This window comes from Enterobacter sp. JMULE2 (assembly GCF_013337145.1).
GTDB lineage: Bacteria > Pseudomonadota > Gammaproteobacteria > Enterobacterales > Enterobacteriaceae > Enterobacter > Enterobacter mori.
Genome location: NZ_SGWD01000010.1, coordinates 600,788 through 623,008 on the forward strand (window position 1 = coordinate 600,788; position 22,221 = coordinate 623,008).

At 54.9% G+C, this 22,221-nt stretch carries 19 protein-coding genes; 11 read left to right on the forward strand and 8 right to left on the reverse strand.

Translation table 11 applies throughout. The features are described from left to right. The first annotated feature begins 70 nt into the window (after positions 1 to 70). Positions 71 to 2,236, forward strand: a complete 2,166-nt coding sequence (locus EXW94_RS03750; protein WP_174339518.1) for a type I secretion system permease/ATPase — start codon at positions 71 to 73, stop codon at positions 2,234 to 2,236. Continuing rightward, complete coding sequence (locus EXW94_RS03755) at positions 2,233 to 3,408, forward strand: HlyD family type I secretion periplasmic adaptor subunit (protein WP_174339519.1); 1,176 nt, start codon at positions 2,233 to 2,235, stop codon at positions 3,406 to 3,408. The genes EXW94_RS03750 and EXW94_RS03755 overlap by 4 nt, the downstream gene beginning before the upstream one ends. Before the next feature lie 35 nt (positions 3,409 to 3,443). Here EXW94_RS03755 and EXW94_RS03760 read toward each other — a convergent pair whose 3' ends face one another. Next, a complete protein-coding gene (locus tag EXW94_RS03760) occupies positions 3,444 to 4,328 on the reverse strand; it encodes a MarR family transcriptional regulator (RefSeq protein WP_174339520.1) in 885 nt (294 codons plus the stop codon). Positions 4,329 to 4,617: 289 nt separating this feature from the next. Between EXW94_RS03760 and EXW94_RS03765 the strand changes: the two genes are divergently transcribed. Beyond that, a complete protein-coding gene (locus EXW94_RS03765) occupies positions 4,618 to 6,081 on the forward strand; it encodes an EAL domain-containing protein (RefSeq protein WP_174339521.1) in 1,464 nt (487 codons plus the stop codon). Positions 6,082 to 6,106: 25 nt separating this feature from the next. On the opposite strand, the gene EXW94_RS03770 is transcribed toward EXW94_RS03765, so the two are convergent. Together EXW94_RS03770 and EXW94_RS03775 are read right to left on the reverse strand one after the other, a co-directional pair. Next, positions 6,107 to 6,379: a YqjD family protein gene (locus EXW94_RS03770; protein WP_174339522.1), complete on the reverse strand. Its 273-nt coding sequence runs from the start codon at positions 6,377 to 6,379 to the stop codon at positions 6,107 to 6,109. Positions 6,380 to 6,513: 134 nt separating this feature from the next. Beyond that, positions 6,514 to 6,990 carry a GNAT family N-acetyltransferase gene (locus EXW94_RS03775; protein ID WP_174339523.1) on the reverse strand — a complete coding sequence of 159 codons (477 nt, stop codon included), beginning with the start codon at positions 6,988 to 6,990 and terminating at the stop codon, positions 6,514 to 6,516. A gap of 91 nt (positions 6,991 to 7,081) precedes the next feature. On the opposite strand from EXW94_RS03775, the gene EXW94_RS03780 reads away from it, so the two are divergent. After that, positions 7,082 to 8,005, forward strand: a complete 924-nt coding sequence (locus tag EXW94_RS03780; RefSeq protein WP_174339524.1) for a LysR family transcriptional regulator — start codon at positions 7,082 to 7,084, stop codon at positions 8,003 to 8,005. Between the two features lie 28 nt (positions 8,006 to 8,033). Here EXW94_RS03780 and EXW94_RS03785 read toward each other — a convergent pair whose 3' ends face one another. After that, positions 8,034 to 8,537, reverse strand: a complete 504-nt coding sequence (locus EXW94_RS03785) for a YbjP/YqhG family protein (RefSeq protein ID WP_126816472.1) — start codon at positions 8,535 to 8,537, stop codon at positions 8,034 to 8,036. After that, positions 8,537 to 8,905: an NlpC/P60 family protein gene (locus EXW94_RS03790; RefSeq protein ID WP_174339525.1), complete on the reverse strand. Its 369-nt coding sequence runs from the start codon at positions 8,903 to 8,905 to the stop codon at positions 8,537 to 8,539. Before EXW94_RS03790 ends, EXW94_RS03785 begins: the two co-directional genes overlap by 1 nt. A 235-nt stretch (positions 8,906 to 9,140) precedes the next feature. On the opposite strand from EXW94_RS03790, the gene EXW94_RS03795 reads away from it, so the two are divergent. The 3 genes from EXW94_RS03795 (at position 9,141) to EXW94_RS03805 (ending at position 12,416) form a co-directional block, all read left to right on the forward strand. After that, positions 9,141 to 9,416: a metal/formaldehyde-sensitive transcriptional repressor gene (locus EXW94_RS03795; RefSeq protein ID WP_003857256.1), complete on the forward strand. Its 276-nt coding sequence runs from the start codon at positions 9,141 to 9,143 to the stop codon at positions 9,414 to 9,416. Between the two features lie 30 nt (positions 9,417 to 9,446). Beyond that, entirely contained in the window at positions 9,447 to 10,565 is a 1,119-nt protein-coding gene (locus EXW94_RS03800) for an S-(hydroxymethyl)glutathione dehydrogenase/class III alcohol dehydrogenase (protein ID WP_010430994.1), read from the forward strand. A 159-nt stretch (positions 10,566 to 10,724) separates the two neighbouring features. After that, entirely contained in the window at positions 10,725 to 12,416 is a 1,692-nt protein-coding gene (locus tag EXW94_RS03805) for a methyl-accepting chemotaxis protein (RefSeq protein WP_042715441.1), read from the forward strand. A 120-nt stretch (positions 12,417 to 12,536) separates the two neighbouring features. On the opposite strand, the gene EXW94_RS03810 is transcribed toward EXW94_RS03805, so the two are convergent. Together EXW94_RS03810 and EXW94_RS03815 are read right to left on the reverse strand one after the other, a co-directional pair. Beyond that, positions 12,537 to 14,921: a glucose/quinate/shikimate family membrane-bound PQQ-dependent dehydrogenase gene (locus EXW94_RS03810; RefSeq protein ID WP_010431001.1), complete on the reverse strand. Its 2,385-nt coding sequence runs from the start codon at positions 14,919 to 14,921 to the stop codon at positions 12,537 to 12,539. Between the two features lie 261 nt (positions 14,922 to 15,182). Continuing rightward, positions 15,183 to 16,106, reverse strand: coding sequence for a LysR substrate-binding domain-containing protein (locus tag EXW94_RS03815; RefSeq protein ID WP_174339526.1), 924 nt, complete (start codon positions 16,104 to 16,106; stop codon positions 15,183 to 15,185). 227 nt (positions 16,107 to 16,333) lie between these two features. Here EXW94_RS03815 and EXW94_RS03820 point away from each other — a divergent pair, with 227 nt between their 5' ends. After that, on the forward strand, positions 16,334 to 17,677 hold the full coding sequence (locus EXW94_RS03820) for a VOC family protein (RefSeq protein ID WP_089598453.1): 1,344 nt from the start codon (positions 16,334 to 16,336) through the stop codon (positions 17,675 to 17,677). A gap of 42 nt (positions 17,678 to 17,719) precedes the next feature. Continuing rightward, positions 17,720 to 19,225 (forward strand): carboxylesterase/lipase family protein, encoded by a 1,506-nt coding sequence (locus tag EXW94_RS03825; RefSeq protein ID WP_174339527.1) that lies wholly within the window; start codon positions 17,720 to 17,722, stop codon positions 19,223 to 19,225. On the opposite strand, the gene EXW94_RS03830 is transcribed toward EXW94_RS03825, so the two are convergent. Further along, positions 19,212 to 20,054: a LysR family transcriptional regulator gene (locus EXW94_RS03830; protein WP_174339528.1), complete on the reverse strand. Its 843-nt coding sequence runs from the start codon at positions 20,052 to 20,054 to the stop codon at positions 19,212 to 19,214. The genes EXW94_RS03825 and EXW94_RS03830 overlap by 14 nt on opposite strands. 113 nt (positions 20,055 to 20,167) lie before the next feature. On the opposite strand from EXW94_RS03830, the gene EXW94_RS03835 reads away from it, so the two are divergent. Both EXW94_RS03835 and EXW94_RS03840 read left to right on the forward strand, forming a co-directional pair. Beyond that, positions 20,168 to 21,337, forward strand: a complete 1,170-nt coding sequence (locus EXW94_RS03835) for a pyridoxal phosphate-dependent aminotransferase (RefSeq protein WP_010431010.1) — start codon at positions 20,168 to 20,170, stop codon at positions 21,335 to 21,337. A gap of 10 nt (positions 21,338 to 21,347) precedes the next feature. Then, the gene (locus tag EXW94_RS03840; RefSeq protein WP_010431012.1) at positions 21,348 to 22,121 is read left to right on the forward strand and encodes a transporter substrate-binding domain-containing protein; all 774 of its coding nucleotides are present in this window, start codon (positions 21,348 to 21,350) and stop codon (positions 22,119 to 22,121) included. Positions 22,122 to 22,221: the final 100 nt, after the last annotated feature.

Genomic DNA, 22,221 nt, shown 5'->3' on the forward strand with positions numbered 1-22,221 from the left:
TCGATTCTTAATCATCCCGTAAAGGTATCATTTCAGTGCGAAATTATCGCCCTGAACAGGACGTAGCATTATGAAGACACATCCACAGTACGAACCCTGGCTGCAGGGCATGCTCACCATCGCGAAGCACTATCGGCTGGACTTTTCGGCGGAGCACGTTCGGGTCACGATTAACCATGAAAGTCAGTCTCCGCGCCAGCTGGTGCTGGAGGAGATGGCACGCCAGCTTGGGCTGGGGATGCGTGTGGTGGCGGCTGAAGCGGTATCCCTCGACCCGTGGCGTTTGCCGCTGCTGGCGGAGTTCACCGGTGGACAAATCGCGGTCATTAACCGCATGGACAGCGAAGGCAACGTCAGCCTGCAGTTCAGCGGCGACGCGGGGCTGGAGACGACGCTGACGCGTGACGAACTCGGGACGCGGTTAAAGGGGCTGATGGTGTTGCGCCCGCTCGAATCCACGCCGGATGCTCGCGTGGACGATTACATCAAACCCTATGAGAAAAACTGGTTCTGGCAGCTGGCGTTGAAAGACTGGCGACGTTACAGCGACATCATGCTGGTGGCGCTGGTCGCCAACGTGCTGGCGCTTTCCGGCATGGTCTTCTCCATGCAGGTCTACGACAGGGTGGTTCCGTCGCAGTCGGAAGCCACGCTGTGGGTGCTGTTTGGCGGCGTGATGATTGCCATTCTGTTCGAATTCATCATGCGCATGCTGCGCGTGCATATTTCTGACGTGGTGGGGAAACGCGCCGACCTGCGTATCTCTGAACGCGTGTTTGCCCACGCGCTGCGGATTAAAAACGGCGCGCGATCCAAATCAACCGGATCGTTTATCGCGCAGATCCGCGAGCTGGAGTCGGTGCGCGAGCTCATCACCTCGACCACCATTGCGGCCATCTCCGATCTGCCGTTCTTCCTGCTGTTCGTTTTCATTCTGTGGATGATTGGCGGTCCGCTGGTGCTGGTGGTCCTGCTCGCCGTGCCGCTGCTGCTCATTCCCGGCCTGCTGGTTCAGCGCCCGCTGGGGAAACTCTCCAGCGAAGGGATGCGTGAATCCGCCATTCGTAACGCCACGCTGGTGGAAGCGGTGCAGGGCCTTGAAGACATCAAGCTGATGCGCGCCGAACAGCGTTTCCAGAACCAGTGGAATAACACCAACGACGTCGCCGCCAGCGTCGGCATGAAGCAGCGCTGGCTGACGGGCCTGCTGCTCACGTGGACGCAGGAGGTACAGTCAATCGTCTATGCGGTGGTACTGCTGGTCGGCTGTTACCTGGTCATCAGCGGCGACATGACCACCGGTGCGCTGGTAGGGACCTCGATTCTGGCGTCGCGCACTATCGCGCCGCTGTCGCAGATCTCAGGCGTGCTCTCGCGCTGGCAGTCGGCAAAAGTGGCGCGCAAGGGGCTGGACGACCTGATGCAGCGCCCGATTGACGACCCGCAGCACGGTAAGAAGGTGCACAAAGCCCACCTGCGAGGCGACTATAGCCTTGAGGACGTCGGGTTTTATTACGACGAGGAAGAGAAACTCACCGTGCTCAGCATCAGCAAGCTGCAGATCCGCGCCGGGGAGCGCGTGGCGGTGCTTGGGCGTAATGGCTCCGGTAAAAGCACGCTGTTACAGCTTCTGGCGGGCATGCAGGAGCCGCAGCAGGGGAGCATCCTGCTCGACGATATTGCCCTCAATCATCTGGACCCGGCCGATGTGCGTCGCGACATGCAGCTGCTTAGCCAGCAGGCCCGGCTGTTCTTTGGCTCCGTGCGGGACAACATCCTGATGGGCAACCCGCTCGCCACCGACGACGAGATTCATCAGGCGCTGGTCAACAGCGGCGCGCTGGAGTTTGTGCGTAAGCAGAAAATGGGGCTGAACACCATCATCAACGAGGGCGGAACGGGCCTCTCCGGCGGACAGCGTCAGGCGCTGCTGCTGGCGCGCGCGCTGATCGTCTCACCCAATATCCTGCTGCTGGACGAACCGACCGCCTGGCTGGACGAAATGAGCGAGAAGCAGTTCATACAGCATCTCCATAAATGGCTGGGTAAACGTCGGACGCTGGTGGTAGCGACGCATCGCCTGCCGATTCTGGATTTGGTCGACCGCATCATCGTGCTGGAAAACGGCAAGGTGGTGATGGACGGCCCGCGCGATGCGATCCTGCACCAGCACGGTATGGCACCGCAGAAAGCCGTACAGCGTACCGTCACCATGAAAACGGAGGGCGTGGCATGAATGATTTCTCTCGCTTTAACAGCCGTCTGAAAGAGCCGTGCCTGCCGCGCGCGTCACTGGTCGCATGGTCACTCTTTGCCCTGCTGGTGGTCTTTATTACCTGGGCGAGCCTGTTCAAGCTGGATGAGGTGACGACCGGCAGCGGTAAGGTGATCCCATCCTCCCACGAGCAGGTGATCCAGTCCCTGGAAGGGGGGATTATCCACAGCCTGATGGTGCGCGAGGGCGATATCGTTGAACGCGGCCAGCAGCTCGCGCAGCTTGACCGGACAAAAACCGAGTCCAGCGTGCTGGAGAGCGAGTCTCGCCTGAATGCGGCGCTGGCAACGGCGGCGCGCCTGAAGGCCGAGGTGAACGATACGGAACTTGCGTTCCCGGAAGAGCTGGATGACGACGTTGAGCTGGTTAAACAGGAAACGGCGCTCTACCAGTCCCGTCGTGAGAGCCTCGAAAAAGGGCTGGCCGGTTTACGTCAGGGGGCCGAACTGGTGCAGCGCGAGCTGTCGTTGACCCGTCCGCTGGTGACCCAGGGGGCGGCCAGCAAGGTTGAGGTGTTACGTCTTGAGCGTCAAAAAAATGAGCTTGAGAATAAAATCACAGAGATGAAAAACCAGTATTACGTTCGCGCCCGCGAAGAGCTGGCGAAAGCCAACGCGGAGATTGAAGCCCAGCGTTCGGTGATGAAAGGGCGTGAGGACTCCCTGACCCGGCTGACCTTCAATGCGCCGGTTCGCGGGATCGTGAAGGATATTGACGTGACAACCGTGGGAGGCGTTATCCCGCCGAACGGCAAGCTGATGAGCCTGGTCCCGCTGGACGATCAGATGGTGGTCGAAGCGAAAATCTCGCCGCGCGACGTCGCCTTTATTCATCCCGGCCAGAAAGCGCTGGTGAAAATTACGGCCTATGACTATTCCATTTATGGCGGACTGGAAGGGGAAGTGACCATGATTTCCCCGGACACCCTGCAGGATGAGGTGAAAAGGGATGTTTACTACTATCGCGTCTATATTCGTACCGACAGCAACCATCTGACCAATAAGCAAGGTCAGGAATTTCCGGTCTTTCCGGGCATGATTGCTACTGTTGATATTAAAACTGGCAGCAAAACCATTCTGGATTATCTGTTGAAGCCGCTGAACAAGGCGAAAGAGGCGCTGCGCGAAAGATAAGATAGTGGCGTTCGGGATCCCGAACGCCATGTTAATTATACAGTTGACGTCACGTTGTTGAGGTGGCGTCGTTCTTTCGGAACAACGTTGATGTAATGCGTGACATACGCGAAATACAAACCGGCATAGTTTTCCACCAGTTCCATAAAGGCCGGGTAAATCGACATCCTTCCATCACCCCGATCTTTAAGATAGCCCGCCTCTTGCGCCGTTTTGATAATTCGGTTGACGTGAATGCGTGAAACAAAAAATTCCTTAGCGAGCGCGCTGGCAGAATAATCAATAATTGCACCGTGTGCTGATTTGTTTTTTACCGCCTGTAGATAAAGATATAGCATAATCATACGGCCTCCGTCTTTATCGATAAATAACCCCACTTCCGGTAAAACTTTCCTGAACGTTAATCCCCGAAAGAGGTATTCCGCCGCGCGGCGGAAAAAGTTATTTCTTAAAATATCATTGTCCAGTAAATTGACGTCAATATTAAACGCCGGGTACAGAATACTAACGGGTATAAATGCGCCGGACATATAGCGTTTAAGTTCATTCAATCCTTTTTCGGTTGGGGCAATTCTTGTTTTTCGCCTGTCTTCCGTACAGCGCCAGGTCCTGATGCGCCCGGTGGTTCGCAGTATCGTAATGATCGCAATGACGCTGTTGGGGCTGGCTATTTTATAGCGTGAACATAACGCTTTAATCTCTGAAACGGATTCGGCCTGATTTCCAAAAATAAAACAACACATGGAGAGAATAATGTTAAATCGTGATTCCTGCAGCATTGTCTTGTAGAACAAAGGTTGTTTTTTGTAGATGGTATCATTAATTGTGTAGTGCTCTAATATTGCCTCACCGAATCGCGGGTTGTTCTTTATAACATCCCTTCGATGTAGCAAGGCCCTGGATGAGATGTGATTATCCATAGCGTTTTTCTCGTGTTTAATGAACCGATAGATGAAGTGTTAAGCCTTCTTTTTCGGAATATTCATTATACCTGAGAAAATGTTGTTTGCGGTCGTTATTTGAAAAGAAAGATATATTTACAGTCATGATAATGGGCGGGTGATTAACGCAAAGATGTTCCGGTCAATAGCGTCGATAACGATATCTTAACCACTCGGGGTGCTGTAAAATCATTATTCAAGCCAGGTGTATTCAGTTTTTTGAATTTATAAAAAATGAGATTGGCGCTTTCGTGCCAAGGAGCAGGTTATGACTCAAAAAACGTCTCTCAGAAATGCTGCTTGTGATGAGCAAAAATTTGTCATCTCAACCTGCTGTTTCACATTTCAGGGATATTGTCTGCTGCTCAAACAGTATGGGATAAACGCCTCACTTATACACTTTGAGGAAGATGAGGTGTGCCAACGAGATCTTGAAGATGTCGTTAAAAATCAGCATGCTAGCATTTCAGTATTTCTTGGGGAGGGCGTTGTGGAACTTCTTGCCAGCCTGAAGCGGCTGGCATCAGTGCTGAACGCGCTGCCCGTTATTCGACGCGTAACCCTGTATGGTGACATCCCCGATGGTTGGCTCTATTGTACGCTGAGAAGTCTTTTAAATAATAGCCAGCAATTGTCATTGATTCGTATATCCAGCGTTGCTGATTTGGCATCCAGCCTCACTATTCGCGGCGAAAAGCTTAAGGACCGTTCGCGCTTATTACGCAGCCAATATATGGCATCCGCCAACCAGGTGAAAATAAAAGGTTTAACAAAAAGAGAGATTGATGTTTTATTACGTTTCTACCGGGGGATGTCCGTAAAAGAGCAGTGTGAAAGGGCGGGATTGTCTAATAAAACTATTTATACTCACCGTAAGGAAGGGATGAATAAATTACATGTGATTAGACAATGGCTAAACGATCCGCACAATTTCAGAGCGGAAAGCCGTGACGTACTGCCCAATAAAAATGAAGGATTCACCGATAAAGAAGTCGATATCTATAACGCACTGTTGAAAAGAGAAATATTTCCAGCGTATCAGATCATAACCGATCGTGATAAAAAAGGGGTAGGCTTTGAGATACTTATTCGCTGGAATAAAAACGGTAAAATTGTTAAGCCCGCCAGTTTCCTTAATGATATCTCACATCATGAAATATGGTTAAAGATTACGGCGCTGGTCATCCACGCCGCCGTTTGTGGAATTAATAAATATAATGGGAAGTTTTATTTTTCCGTGAATATTCCACCTCGTCTGGCCTCCGGGAATGCCTTGCCGGATATGGCCAGGAAGGCCACCGGCATGCTGCTCAAACCGCAGTGGGCGGAAAAGCTGGTGTTTGAATTTGCGGAAAGCATTGATGTGATGAAGGACAGCAGGATCCCTGAAACCATGCGTCTCCTGCGGAACACGGGGTGTAGATTATTTTTGGACGACTGCTTCTCCAACCATCACACCCTGTTCCCCGTCAGGCAGGTGCATTTTGACGGGCTGAAGCTAGACCGGGATATCGTTGAACATTTTGTGGCAAATGATAATGACTACCATCTTATCAAAGCGATACAAATTTATAGCGACATGACCGGAACGGATTGCATCGCAGAGGGCGTGGACAGTGAAGAGAAGTTTGAAAAGTTAGTTGAGCTGGGGGTGAAAAGCTTCCAGGGTTATTATCTGTCACGGGCTGTGAAAGAGGAAGAATTAGACAGAATGGTACGAATGTTTAGCTAGATAATAAAGCCCCGGAGGGCCTTTATTATTTTCGTCCCAGCAGCAGGCCGAGAACAATACCCACTGCACCGGCGGCAATGAGACCGGTCAGGGGATTATTCTTAACCGCTTCCGTTACGTCAGAAACGGCATCGCTGGCCTGGGCGGCATATTTTCTTGCCGCACCTTTGACCTGATGCTTTGGTGAATCTACGAATTCACCAAACTGCTGGTGCGCTGAACCTGCCAGTTCATCAAGCTTATTTTTGGCTTTGTCTCCAGCGAACTGGGTGTGTTTATCGGCATTGATATCAGACATGTTTACCTCCTTTAGTGAGTAATTAAAGGATAGCCGCTCTTTGCCGATGTGAGAGACGAAAGGTTTATTTCGGCCCCTGGCAGGGCTGTTTTCGGATATATCTCTGTGCGTGAGACTCGCACAGAGAGACGCTGTTATTCGGCAAAACTCAGCAGCGCTTCGCCGTCAAGACGATAGCGAACCCATTCAGACTGCGGCAGCGCGCCTATGCTCAGGTAAAAATCAATGGCGGGCTGGTTCCAGTCCAGCACGCTCCATTCAAGGCGGCCGCACTGCCGTTTTACCGCGAGCTGCGCGATATGTTTCAGCAGCGCTCTTCCCGCGCCTTTTCCACGATAATCCGGGGAAACGTACAGGTCTTCCATATAAATACCGTTGCGTCCTAGCCAGGTAGAATAGCTGGTGAAGAATACGGCATAGCCGGCGATCTTACCCTCATATTCCGCGATCAACGCTTCGGTTTGACTGCCGGTACCAAAGAGCGTTTCCCGGATCTCCTCTGGCGTGGTCACGACTTCTTCCGGTGCTTTTTCATACACCGCGAGCTCGTAGATCATGGCGTAAATTGCTGCCGCATCTTCGGGACGGGCCTGACGAAGGGTTATGCTCATTGTTTTTCCTGTTTTTTTAGCCTGTATTTCGATTGATGGCGTTAAGCATACGGAGTATTGTCCGAAGAATTAAGTGCAATGAAATCAACAAATGATGAATATTATGCATTCGGCACTGAGACGCCTTGATTTAAACCTGCTGCCCGTTTTCGACGCGATTTACCGCCACCGTTCCGTTCGGCTGGCCGCTGATGAACTGGCGATGAGCACATCGGCACTGAGCCATGCGCTGTCGCGTTTGCGCCTCACCCTTAATGACCCGCTATTTTTCCGGGAAGGGCATCGCATGTCTCCCAGCGTGTATGCCACTCAGCTTGCGCCCTCCATTGCTTCCGCACTGTCGTTCCTGAACCATGAGCTGTCCCCACAGCCGGAGTTTGACCCGGCCAGCAGTACCGAAAGCTTACAAATTGGGATTACGGACTTTACCGCGCTGTGCATTTTCCCGGCGCTGATGCACAAACTGCAGCTTACTGCCCCGGGTTTGCGTTTCGAGTTGCGCTACCTGCCGCACAGCCCGGCGCTGACGGAACTGCTGGCGGGCGAAGTGGATCTCGCGCTGGGGTTCAGCACTCAGGATGATATCCGGCACCCGGAACTGGAAGAGATCGACTGGTTTGAAGATGAGTATGTGGTCATCAGCAACGCGCGCAGGACGCGCCTGACGCTGGAGGATTATCTCGCAGCCCGCCACCTGGTGGTGACCCCATGGAATGAGAAGCAGGGCGTTCTGGACGTGCGGCTCGAACAACTGGGCTATACCCGGAAAATCGCGATCAAAACGCCGTCGATGCTCAGCGCGCCCTTTATCGTTGCGGAAAGTGACCTGCTGATGGCGATCCCCCGTTTTGCCGCTGAGAAGCTGGCTGCGGCAGCGGAGCTGAGGATTTTTCCTTTACCGTTTTCGATACGCACGTTTGAAGTGAAAATTTATTCGCATAAACGCAGCGGCCAGCGAGGCGCGACCCGATGGCTTAAGGAAGAGCTGCAAATGCTGGCGCAGGCTGGCCGCTAAACGCCAGAATCCTGACCGAACTTGCTAATTATGGAGAGGTAATACCGGCCGCATATCGTTGTGCGGCAGCAATTGCCCTGTCGTCAAAAATATACTGTTCGAAATGATGGCTTACGTCAGTTACGCGATAAATTTTCCATTTACCGTCTTCTGTGCGCAGATACACTTTTAGCTGCAGTTTTCGCTCATTACCCACACCCAGCTGAACGTTAACAACTTTTCCGGACGCATAGTTAATCGCATTGCTTACGCTTAGGTCAGGGATCCATTCCGCCGCATAGTCCTGCGTATAGGTAAAATAGTCGGAACCGATAATTTCCTGCTCATAGAGAGAGGATATTTTCTGCAGTCGGGAGAGCGTGTCTTGCGCAATATAGTCACGCATTTTTAGTGAATCCAGATCATCTTCTTTGCTGTCTGTGACGAAAGCCATGAGGTAGAACGTATAAAAGTCATGTGTACGTTTTTCAGGTGTAACCATCTGTGTTGCACACCCCGTCAGAAACAGGCACATCAAAAGAACGTTACGCATTAGTTTTTCCTGTAAATCTTGTAAGCAGGTTGTGCGGAGCGATATCCCGGACCACCCCACATATCTCTTTGTCTGAAATCAGAGTACCAGGTCGTGCCGTCATAAATCGCCATGTGGCCCGCAGGATTACCGCCATCATAAGGTTGAATAACAACCACATCGCCTTCCTGTAATATTTCTCCTTGCCCTAAAACTCGAAAACCTGCTCGTTCAAGGTTACTGCCATAGTCTTTTGCGTTAGGTGCATTGCCAATATCCACGCCACCTGCACGTATTGCCTTACGCGTAAATTCTCCACAACGTCTTTGCGATGAAGTGCCGGCATTCTGGCGTGCGTGTAGAGCTGCTGCGTGTTTGTTCCATGCCATTTGTTAACTCCTGTTGTATAGGAAAAAGTCACTAAACAACGTGAGGTTGAATCCGGTTAGGCAATTAATGTTATTGAAAAACTATATATTTCAGTTTGTTATATCTTTTGAGGTTTTCATTTGCTTGGTTGATTGATATGCAGTGGATACGTTGTTTTTGCAGCGGAAATAGAAGGTTTACATCACCAGGAAAGTAAAATACCATACCCCCCTATAGTATCTTAACGGAGGGCGTATGCCGCATTCACCCGAAGATAAAAAACGCATTCTCACGCGCGTCCGTCGCATTCGGGGCCAGGTTGATGCCCTTGAACGTGCGCTGGAATCGGGCGATCCCTGCCTTGCCATTTTGCAGCAAATCGCCGCCGTGCGCGGCGCTGCCAATGGCCTGATGGGCGAAATGGTCGAAATTCACCTCAAAGATGAGCTGGTGACGGGGGAGACAACCCCGGATCAGCGGGCAGTTAGGATGGCGGAAGTCGGCCATTTGCTGCGCTCTTATCTAAAATAAACCCACAGACATCACATAAGGGAAGTCATTATGAAATCACGCGCAGCCGTCGCATTTGGTCCAGGCCAGCCGTTAAAAATCGTTGAAATCGACGTTGCACCGCCAAAAAAAGGCGAAGTGCTGATCAAAATCACCCATACCGGCGTGTGCCATACCGATGCGTTTACGCTGTCCGGTGACGATCCGGAAGGCGTTTTCCCGGCGGTGCTTGGCCACGAAGGTGGCGGTATCGTGGTTGAAGTAGGTGAGGGCGTGACCAGCCTGAAGCCGGGCGATCATGTTATTCCTCTCTACACCGCAGAATGTGGCGAGTGTAAGTTTTGTAAATCTGGCAAAACCAACCTCTGTCAGGCCGTTCGCGCCACCCAGGGCAAGGGCCTGATGCCGGACGGTACTACGCGTTTCTCCTACAATGGCGAGCCGATTTATCACTACATGGGCACCAGCACGTTTAGCGAGTACACCGTCTGTGCGGAAATTTCACTGGCGAAGGTCAACCCGCAGGCGCCGCTGGATAAAGTCTGCCTGCTGGGCTGCGGCGTGACCACCGGTATCGGTGCGGTACACAACACGGCGAAAGTGAAAGAAGGCGATACCGTTGCGGTGTTCGGTCTCGGTGGGATTGGTCTGGCGGTGATCCAGGGCGCGGTGCAGGCGAAAGCAGGCCGTATCATTGCTGTCGACACAAATCCGGAGAAATTCAAACTGGCGGGTGAAATGGGCGCGACCGATTTCGTGAACCCGAAAGATCACGAAAAGCCGGTGCAGGACGTGATTGTTGAGCTCACCGACGGCGGCGTTGATTTTAGCTTCGAGTGTATTGGCAACGTGAACGTCATGCGTTCCGCGCTGGAGTGCTGCCACAAAGGCTGGGGCGAAAGCATCATCATCGGCGTGGCGGGTGCGGGTCAGGAGATCAAAACGCGTCCATTCCAGCTGGTGACCGGTCGCGTATGGCGCGGTTCGGCGTTTGGCGGCGTGAAAGGGCGTACCCAGCTGCCGGGAATGGTTGAAGATGCGATGGTCGGCAAAATCCAGCTGGATCCGTTCATTACGCACCGTTTACCGCTGGAGCAGATCAACGAAGCTTTCGATCTAATGCATGAAGGTAAATCCATTCGTACCGTCATTCATTTCGGCGACAAGTAACTCTTCTGCCAGCGGTTTTCGCCGCTGGCGTTTCTTTAATAATCTTCTCTAAAGTGTGACCAGTGCGGCGTTTTTAGCCGTAATCTAAATCCCCACCGTGCCGATGACTATTTAACAGGCGTGTTTTTACGCATCTTACCTACAAGAGAGTCGACGGTCATGGACAACACAACTTCGATGCAGGCGCAGCGCAAGCTGGGTTTCTTGCATCACATCAGGCTGGTTCCGCTGTTTTCCTCCATTCTCGGTGGCATTATTCTTCTGTTTGCCTTGAGCGCAGGTCTGGCGGGGTATTTCCTGTTGCAGGCTGATACCGATCAGCAGGATGTCACAGCAGAAATTCAGGTGCGTATGGGGCTTTCGAACAGCTCCAACCATTTACGTACCGCGCGAATCAATATGATCCATGCCGGTGCGGCCAGCCGTATCGCGGAAATGGAGGCGATGAAGCAAAACATCAGCGAGGCGGAAACGCGCATCAAGCAATCGCAGTCAAGCTTTACCGCCTATATGAATCGCGCCGTGCGCACCTCTGCGGACGAAGCGCTGGATGCTGAGCTGAAAGCACGCTATGACGCCTATATTGCGGGGCTGCAGCCGATGGTGAAATTTGCCAAAAACGGCATGTTTGAGGCGATCATCAATCATGAAAACGAAACCGCGCGTCCGCTGGATGACGCCTACAACGCCGTCCTGCTGAAGGCCATCAAAATCCGTACCGATCGTGCCAGCGCGCTAACCGCTCAGGCCCACACCCGTACACAGCTAGGGCTGATGTTTATGGTCGGCGCGTTTGCGCTGGCGCTGGTGTTAACGGCCATGACCTTTGTGGTGCTGCGCCGGACGGTGATTAACCCGCTTCAGCGTGCAGCCACCCGCATTGAGAATATCGCGAAAGGTGATTTAACCATGCCGGACGATCCGACAAGCCGGAGCGAAATCGGTCGCCTGACGCGGGATCTGCAAACCATGCAGCATTCGCTGGTGACCACCGTAGGCACCGTGCGCCAGGGGGCTGAAGAGATTTATCGCGGCACCAGCGAGATCTCTGCGGGAAATACCGACCTCTCTTCTCGTACCGAACAGCAGGCAGCCGCGATTGAGCAGACCGCCGCCAGCATGGAGCAGTTGACCGCAACGGTGAAACAGAACGCCGATAACGCCCATCATGCCAGCAAACTGGCGGAAGATGCCTCCGGTAAAGCCAGCCGCGGCGGCCAGATGGTGTCCGGCGTGGTGAAAACCATGGGCAATATCTCGACCAGTTCGAAGAAAATTTCAGAAATTACCGCCGTGATTAACAGCATTGCCTTCCAGACCAACATTCTGGCGCTGAACGCTGCCGTCGAAGCGGCGCGCGCAGGCGAGCAGGGACGAGGCTTTGCAGTGGTGGCGAGTGAAGTGCGCACGCTGGCAAGCCGCAGCGCCAACGCCGCGAAAGAGATTGAAAGCCTGATCAACGAGTCGGTGACCCTGATTGACCAGGGGTCGGGTGAAGTGGTCGCGGCGGGGAACACCATGAATGAAATCGTCGAGGCGGTGAAGCGCGTCACCGATATCATGCTGGAAATTGCTGCCGCGTCCGACGAGCAGAGCCGTGGCATTGTCCAGGTGAGCCAGGCCATTTCTGAGATGGATAAAGTCACCCAGCAAAACGCCTCGCTGGTGGAAGAAGCCTCAGCGGCCGCGGCATCGCTGGAAGAACAGGGCGCGCGGCTGACCGAGGCTGTAGGGGCATTTCGGCTGAACGGGGCAACAGCGGGACGTGCGGTAGCGTCTGCGCCAGTGGCGAAGGGTGTGCCGTTGCGCCCAGCGGCTACGGTTTCCGGGGATAATTGGGAGACGTTCTGAGTTGCGGGTTTGTCGGGTGGCGCTGCGCTTACCCGACCTACAAAAAACGTGTCAGTAGGCCCGCGTAAGCGCAGCGCCACCGGGCAAAAAAAAGGGACCTTTCGGTCCCTTTTTCATCTGTTACTTCTTATCGGGTAACGCATAGGCGATAACGTAATCACCGCGATCCGGCGACTGACGTGCTCCGCCTGCATTAATTATGATGTACTGCTTACCCGTTTTCGGTGAAACGTAGGTCATCGGCCCGGACTGGCTGCCTACCGGCAGACGGTCTTTCCAGATCTCTTTCCCGGTGGCGGTATCAAACGCGCGCAGGTAGAAATCCTGAGTACCGGCGAAGAACAGCAGGCCAGACTGCGTGGAGAGCGATGCGCCAAGCGTTGGCATGCCGATCGGGATTGGCATATGCATACGAATGCCCAGCGGACCGGTATCTTCCACGGTGCCGACAGGAACCTGCCACACCAGCTTGCCGGATTTCAGATCGACCGCTGACATGGTGCCAAACGGCGGTTTCTGGCACGGAATACCCAGCGGCGACAGGAAGCGCTCACGCATCGCGCCGAACGGCGTGCCGTCCATCGGTACAATCCCCATCTCAATGCCGCTGGCATTTTTCGCAACATTCGCGCGAGGAACCATATAGTTCGCCAGACCCAGACGCATATCGTTGACGAACATCAGGCCATTGTTCGGGTCAACCGATACGCTGCCCCAGTTCATCCCGCCGAGGGAGCCAGGGAACTGCAGGGAACGGTCAAGACCCGGCGGGGTGAAGACGCCCTGATGACGCATCTCTTTAAACTGAATTCGGCACAGCAGCAGGTCAACAGGCGTCGCCCCCCACATGTCGGATTCAGTCAGCGTCTGGTTGCCAATCATCGGCATGCCCACGGAATACGGCTGGGTTGGAGAGTAGCGTTCCCCCTCAACGTTACCCGCCGGAACGGGACGTTCTTCTACCTTCGCCACCGGCTTACCGGTTTCGCGGTTAAGCATGAAGATCATGCCCTGCTTGCTGGTCTGCACCAGCACCGGCGTGGTGCCGCCTTTACCGTCAGGGAGATCGTACAGCAGCGGCTGGGAAGGCAGGTCGAAGTCCCACAGATCGTGGTGGGTGGTCTGGAAATGCCAGCGCACCTGACCGGTCGTTGCATCAACGGCCACGATGGAGGAGCTGTATTTGTCGTCGAGCGCGGTACGTTCACCCGCCCAGAAGTCTGGGGTGGCGTTGCCGGTTGGCAGATAAATCAGATTGAGTTTTGCATCATAAGACATTGCTGACCAGACGTTCGGCGTGCCGCGCGTGTAGGTCTGGCCTTCCGGCGGCAGGCCGGTGAGGTTCGGATTACCCGGATCCCACGCCCAGGCCAGCTTGCCGGTGTGAACGTCGTAGGCGCGCACTACGCCCGGCGGTTCGCCGGTGGAGAAGTTATCCGCGACGCGACCGCCGACGACAACGACATTCCCGGCCACCAGCGGCGTGGAGGTCTGCTGATAATACCCGGGCTTAATTTCGCCCATGCCGACGCTCAGATCCACGGTGCCGTGGTCGCCGAAGTCTTCGCAGACCTTGCCATTATCCGCGTTGATGGCAATCAGGCGGGCATCGGTAGTCGGCAGGAACAGACGGCGAGGGCATGCCGCAGGCTGTGTTTCCGTCTGTGAGGCTGTCACGCTTGAGCTATCTTCAAAATAGCCCAGACCGCGGCAGCGCTGCCAGTTAGGGGCCGTGGCTTTGGAATCGTAACGCCATTTTTCTTTACCGGAATCTACGTCCAGCGCCAGCACTTTGCTGTAGGGCGTACAGACATACAGCGTGTCGCCAATCTGTAACGGGGTGTTCTGATCTTCCGCGCCCGAGCCGTTGCTCTGCGGGATATCCCCGGTGTGTGCAACCCAGGCGACTTTCAGATCGCTGACGTTTTGCTTGTTAATCTGGTCCAGCGCGGCAAAGCGATCGCCGTGGGTCGTGTTCCCCCAGTGCGCCCAGTTTTTCTGCTGCTCGCCTTCGGCGACAGGTTTTACCGGCACCGATTCATTCGCGGCAACCAGCGTCTGCGGCTTAAACATCCAGCCGAGGCTGACCAGCATGACCACGGCCAGCACGGCGGCAATGCCAAAAGCGGGCGCTTTGTTAACCGGCTCACGGGTATTCGCGGCGCGCAGGAAGGGCCACACGATGGCGCACAGGAACGCCAGCACGGCGAAGGTGAAGAGGCGGGAAAAGAGCGGCCAAAAATCCCAGCCTGCATCGCTTACCGCCCAAAATAACGAGGCGATAAACGCGATACCATACAGCACCATGCCGCTTGTGCGGTTGGTGAATATCAGGATGGCAGCAATTACCATCACCGCACCCATGATCAGGAAGTACAGGCTTCCGCCCACCGTTGCGAGCTTCAAGCCCAGCCCGCCGACTGCCAGACCGATGAGCATCATCAGTCCGACAAGGAGCCACTGCAGGATACGAGGTAACCCGCGTGGCGCGCTGCCAAATGCCATGTCTATCTCCTTAAACACGCCCGCCCGTCTGGTGTGCTGTGCGCATCTGTACCAATTGGGTCATGCAGGACGGGCGTTATGATGTTTTTACCGTTTGAATAGCGTAAAATTCACTCGTATAAATTCGTGTGCGAACCATTTGGTGAATTCGCGGCTATGATAAAACTGTTAAATTGTTTTACGCAATTGTTAATGAATGATTTCGCATTATTTGCCCAGGAGAAGGTAAACCCGCCTTTACGGCGGGTCAGGGCAGGGACATCAGGCTGGCATGGACTTGCGGATCGCGCTTAACAGCGCTTGTGCGCCTGATGAGAGCGGGGCATCAACACGGGTCAGGATCCCAATAGGTTCCCCGGCTCCCGGTGAGGTCACCGGGAGTGCGGTCAGGGTGCCACGGCGTAAATCGTCTTTGACAGCACCTGAGGGGACGAACCAGACGTAGTCATAGTCCACGGTAAGCTGGCGCGAAAGAGAGGCTGACAGGGTTTCAATGCAGCCCGACGGGAGCGTGCACCCCTGCATTTCGAGTAGCGTTTCGGCACTCTGACGCGGAACCGTACCTTTTGGTGACACAACAACCGGCCACTCCATGACGCGGCTCAGGGTCACGGTATCCTGCAACAGCGGGTGATCGGGACGGACAACCAGCTTGAGTGATTCCAGGAACAAGAGTTCGTAATTGAGGCCGCTCATCAGTTCCGGATCGGACATTCTGCCAATACCCAGATCCAGCTCGCCCGCTTTTAGCCCGGCAAGCAGCATCGTGTTATTCATGGTGGCGACCTGAATCGTAGCGTGCTTTTGCAGCTTGTGAAACTGACCAATCACCGCGGGCAAAATGCCCAGCGCCGCGGTAGGAAGCGCGCCCACGCGCACGATATCGCTGGCAGGTTCCTCTTTTCGGTTCAGCGCCTGGCCTGCGGTGTTGAGGGCATCCAGCACTTTTACCGCGTGCGTCAGAAATTGCTCACCCACGATCGTGAGCTGTGCGCCCAGACGACCGCGATCGAAGAGCCGCGTTCCGGTAAGCTGTTCCAGCTCGTTCAGGGTTTTTGAAAGTGCAGGTTGACTCAGGTTAAGGGTTTCAGCCGCTCGCCCCAGCGTTCCCTGTTGAGCGACGGCCACAAATGTATGCAAATGGCGCAAGCGTATGCGCTGACTGAACAGACCATTTTTTTCCATAGGCGATGTTAAAAACAGAGAGATGCGGGTGACAAGTTAAGTTGTTTGATTTTGATAACTTGATAGCAAAATATTTTTAACATTTGATCTATTTGAGTTACAACCTGTTTTTGGTCATGCACAGGCTTTGACCACTCGTCTGCCTGGATCACAATTCGTAAATTCTTCCCGCCGGAAGGAACGGGCTTCTCTACACTCCAGGTAATATTCACTGGAGGCATGACATCATGGCGAACACCATCACGGCTGATGATATTCGGGAACACTTTTCGCAGGCTATGTCGGCGATGTACCAGCAGGAAGTTCCGCAGTACGGCACCTTGCTGGAACTGGTGGCGGACGTTAACCTGGCGGTTCTTGAAAATAATCCACTCTTACATGAACAGCTGGCGAACGCGGATGAACTCGCGCGCCTGAATGTCGAACGTCACGGCGCAATTCGCGTCGGCACCGCGCGGGAACTGTCCACCTTGCGCCGCATGTTCGCCATTATGGGAATGTATCCGGTCAGCTATTACGATCTCTCACAGGCGGCGGTGCCTGTCCATTCCACGGCGTTCCGCCCGGTGGACGATGCGGCGCTGTGTCGTAATCCGTTTCGTATTTTTACCTCGCTGCTGCGCCTGGAGCTGATTGAAAATGTTGAGCTGCGCGAACGTGCCGCCGGGATCCTCGCCCAGCGGAACATTTTCACGCCGCGTTGCCTGGAACTGATCGCGCTGCATGAGTCAGAAGGCGCATTCACTGAAACGCAGGCGCGCGAGTTTGTTCAGGAAGCGCTGGAAACATTCCGCTGGCATAGCCACGCAACGGTCGACCAGGAAACCTATCTGGCGCTGAGCAAAGAACATAAGCTGATTGCCGATGTGGTGTGCTTCCCCGGTTGCCACATTAACCATTTGACCCCACGCACGCTGGATATCGACCGGGTGCAGGAGCTGATGCCGAAGTACGGCATTGAGCCCAAAATCCTGATTGAAGGGCCGCCGCGCCGTGAGGTGCCGATCCTGCTGCGTCAGACCAGCTTTAAGGCGCTGGAAGAACCGGTGCTTTTCGCCGGGGAACATAAGGGAACGCATACCGCACGCTTCGGTGAAATTGAACAGCGTGGTGTTGCGCTGACGCCGAAAGGTCGCGAGCTGTACGACAGTCTGTTAAGCCAGGCCGGTACCGGTAAAGATAACCTTACGCACCAGCTGCATCTGCGCGAGGTGTTTAGCGCATTTCCGGACAGTGAAATGTTCCTGCGCCGTCAGGAGCTGGCCTATTTCCGCTATCGCCTGACGCCAGCGGGTGAAGCGCATCGCCACGCGTTTCGACCGGGAGACGATCCGCAGCCGCTGATCGAACGCGGCTGGGTGGTTGCTCAACCCATAACGTATGAAGATTTTCTGCCGGTTAGCGCGGCGGGTATTTTCCAGTCCAACCTCGGAAATGAAACGCAGGCGCGCAGTCAGGGAAATGCCAGCCGCGAGGCCTTTGAAGCGGCGCTGGGCTGTACGGTATATGACGAATTCACGCTCTATCAGGAGGCGGAAGCGCGCAGCAAACAGCGTTGCGGTTTGCTCTGAAATCGTTACTCTGCAGGGGTGTGATGGAAAAAGAAGGTGGTTATGCAAAATCCCTCCGCCCCTGTGGTTAAAACGCGCCAGGGCGCACTGACTGGTTTTACAGACAACAATATTCACGTGTGGTGTGGGATCCCCTACGCTGCACCGCCCGTGGGCGACTGGCGCTGGCGCTCACCGCGTCCGCCGGAAAGCTGGGAGGGCGAACGGCAGGCAACGTCGTTTTCGCCCTCAAGCTGGCAAAGCATTGAGTACTGCAAAGAGCTGGGCGGCGGCGATCCCGGCCAGTTCTCGGAAGATTGTCTCTATCTTAACGTCTGGTCTCCCGTCGATCGCGCCGGGCTGCTTCCGGTCATGGTCTGGCTGCACGGCGGCGGGTTCACGATTGGCGCGGGTAGCCTGCCGCCCTACAACGGTAAAGCGCTGGCATCGCGCGGCGTGGTGGTTGTGACGATCAACTACCGTCTGGGTCATCTCGGCTTTTTCGCGCATCCGGCGCTGGAAGGTGAAGAAAGCCGCGTGGTGCATAACTTTGCGTTACTTGACCAGATCGCGGCGCTGGAGTGGGTGCGGGACAACATTGCCGCGTTTGGCGGTGATCCGAACTGCGTGACGCTGTTTGGTGAATCTGCGGGCGCGCGCAGCGTGTTGTCGCTGATGGCATCGCCGCTGGCGGAAGGATTGTTCCATAAAGCGATCGTGCAAAGCGGGTACACCTTACCGGATACGCCGCGCGAGAAAGCCCTGCAAAAAGGGGAAGCGATAGCCGCCCATTTTGGGCTGGAGAACGCCACCGCCGAGCAGCTGCGCGCGCTGCCGCCTGAGGCCTTCTGGCCGCTCACGTCGCCGCTGAACGTTGCGCCTGCGCCCGTCGTTGGGGATTGCGTCTTGCCGGAAGCGATGCTGGATGTGTTCTTTGCCGCGCGACAGCATCCTGTTCCGCTAATGATGGGTTCAAACAGCGATGAAGCCAGCGTGATGGCGGTGTTTGGCGTGGATCTTGCCGGGCAAATTCAGAAGCTTCGCCAGGAACGACGCTTTGGCCTGGGGCTGATTAAGCTGCTCTATCCGGGCGTGAAGGGGGATGAAGAGCTGGGCAGACAGGTGTGCCGTGATATGGCCTTTACCACGATGGGCTATGTGGCGATGCAGGCTCAGCAGCGTGTGGGCGGACTGTGCTGGCGCTACTGGTTTGATTATGTCGCGGAAGCGGAACATGGCACCTATATCAACGGTGCCTGGCACGGCAATGAAGTGCCTTACGTGTTCGATACCCTGGGTCAGGTGGAGCCTTCTCGTCAGTACGTGAACGAACGCGATCTGCAGTTAGCTGCCCAGGTCGCGGATTACTGGGTGAGCTTCGCGCGTGAGGCCGGGGCGCAGGACAGCTTATCCGGACCGGTGCACTGGCCCGCCTGTCGCAAAGGGCGCGACGTATTGTTGCGTATTGGAGTGAATAAACATGCAGGTTTCAGGCTTGAAAACCGCTTTATGCGCGCCCGCATGAGTCTCTTCAAACGGGTGATGAAGCACCACGTCAGTCTCGATTAAGCAAACAGGCGCGGAACGCCGCCAGACCATTTTCCTCGCCTGGCGTTTCGCGCAGCACCAGCCGGTAGCTCGCGCCGGTTTTTATGCTTGTCTCATAAGGCCGCAACAGCCTTCCTGCGCGAACATCTTCCGCCACCAGCGTTTCGTCGGCAATGGCGACGCCGAGTCCCTGAATGGCAGCGGTAATGGCGAGATCCATGGTGTCGAAGTGTTGATTTTTGTGCATAACAAACGACGGGCTTTCCTGTTTCGCCAGCCACAATGACCAGTCGGTTTTATCTCTTGTCGGATGAAGAAAAGTCAAGGCGCCCAGCGTTGCGCCGGCCCGGAGTGGGCTAAGCACCGGCGTCAGCGCTTCTTCAAACAGCAAATCGCCCGCGCTCATGTGGGTGCCGAAAACAATGGCGGCATCGTAAGATTCGGTTTTGAAATTGACGTTGTGATCGGTCGTGGTGGTCAACGCAATTTGCAGATCCGGCTGTTCGCGCTCCACGTCCAGCAGCCGGGGAATTAGCCATCGCATGGCGCAGGTCGGCGCTTTCAGGCGAATGACGGTCTGGTGCGCCCGCGCCCGATCCGCGACGTTCAATAACTGCGTAAAGGCCGATTGCATTTCAGGAAGGAGGGCGCTGCCCTGGGGAGAGAGCCGCAGCCCGCGCGCATGGCGTTCGAACAGGGGAAAGCCAAACCACGCTTCGAGTGAGGCAATTTTGCGGCTCACGGCACCTTGCGTCAGGCAAAGCTCCTGCGCCGCATGGGTAAGGTTCAGATGACGCGCGGTGATCAAAAAGGCGTCGATGGCATTAAGCGGGAATGAACGGCGCGACATACTACACCTCAGCTATGCGTTTTTCTCATGGCTATTATGACAACAATTCGATTGTCCCGACAGCAGAGTTATTGTTTGAATAGTTATGCAACAACAATGAGAAGGGACAGAGGATGACTTTACAGACACCGGTGCAAACCCGTTCAAAATTGCCTGACGTGGGGACCACGATTTTTACCGTTATCGGGCAGCTTTCTGCACAGCATAACGCCATCAACCTTTCTCAGGGCGCGCCCAATTTTTCCTGCGACCCAAAGCTTATCGCCGGTGTCACCCGCGCCATGGAGGCGGGGCATAACCAGTACGCGGCAATGACGGGTCTGACCTCCCTGAAAGAACGCATTGCGGAAAAGATTGCCACGCTTTACGGCACCCGGTATGACCCCGGCAGTGAAGTGCTCGTAACTGCCAGTGCCAGTGAAGGGCTCTACTCGGCCATCAGCGGGCTGGTCCATCCTGGCGATGAGGTGATTTACTTCGAACCGTCATTTGACAGCTACGCGCCGATAGTCCGGTTGCAGGGGGCGACACCCGTTGCCATTAAGCTGACCGTTCCGGATTTTGCCGTTAACTGGGACGAAGTTCGCGCCGCGATTACGCCGCGCACGCGTATGATCATCATCAACACGCCGCATAATCCGAGTGGTCAGGTCTTCTCAGCGAACGATCTGCAACAGCTGGTGGCGGTGACCCGTAATACCGACATCATTATTTTGTCTGACGAAGTGTACGAGCACGTCGTTTTTGACGGCGAGCCGCACCACGGCATGGCGACGCATCCGCAGCTGGCGGAGCGCAGCGTGATTATCTCATCGTTCGGAAAAACCTATCACGTCACCGGCTGGCGAGTGGGTTACTGTGTTGCCCCGGCGGTGCTGATGGACGAAATTTGTAAAGTCCATCAATTTTTAATGTTTTCTGCCGATACGCCAATGCAGCACGCGTTTGCTGAACACATGGTCGATCCGCAAACCTGGCTGTCGCTCTCCGCGTTCTATCAACGCAAGCGCGACCTGCTGCAAAGTTTGCTGGCGGAATCACCGTTCCGACTGCTGCCAAGTGCCGGATCGTTCTTCCTGCTGGCGGATTACAGCCATTTCAGCGACGAGCGCGACAGCGAGATGGTCAAACGGCTGATCGTTGAGTGTGGCGTGGCCACCATTCCGCTGTCGGCGTTTTACGCGGATGGCACGGATAATAAATTGATTCGTCTCTCTTTTGCGAAAGATGAGGCGACGTTACGGGCAGGTGCCCAAGCCCTGTGTCGGGTTAAACCACGCTGAGGAGTGTGAGATGAAATTACGCGCGTTAATAGTCGGCATGGGATTGCTGTGTACGTTTTCTTCCTTCGCCGCCACCGAGTTACGTTACGGCCTTGAGGCGGAATATCCGCCGTTTGAAAGCCGCAATGCGTCTGGTGAACTGGAAGGGTTCGACGTTGAGCTGGGCAACGCTATCTGCAAAGCGGCAGCGCTGAAGTGCAGCTGGGTTGAAACCTCATTTGATGCGTTGATCCCGGGCCTGGTGGCGAAAAAATTCGATGCCATTAACTCGGCGATGAACATCACCGAGCAGCGCCGCAAAAGCATTGATTTTACCCAGCCGATTTACCGCATTCCGTCGCAGCTGGTCGGCAAAGCCGGTACGGCGGTAGACACGACGGCTGAAGGGCTGAAGGGGAAAACCATTGGCGTGCTGCAGGGGTCCATTCAGGAAACCTATGCGAAAGAGCACTGGGAAAAACACGGTGTCACCGTGGTGTCTTATAAAGATCAGAATATGGCGTGGGGCGATCTGCTGAATGGCCGTATCGACGCCTCTCTGGTCATGTCCGCGGCCGGGCAGGCAGGTTTCCTCAGCAAGCCGCAGGGTAAAGGGTTTGGCTTTATCGGCAAACCGGTGTCGGACGACACCATCCTCGGCAGTGGGATCGGTTTTGGGTTGCGTAAGGGTGACGAGGCCACCAAAAAGCAGCTTGATGCCGCGATAGATAAAGTTCGTGCCGACGGCACGATCGCTAAACTCGCTGATAAGTACTTCCCGGGTATCGATGTCAGCGTAAAATAACCGCCTCGTTAGCCCCGGTTGCTGATGTCCAGCCGGGGTTTTTTTATTCACCTGTATTTACTCTTATTTACACCACTTTCAGGCCGTTCTGGTCGACAGA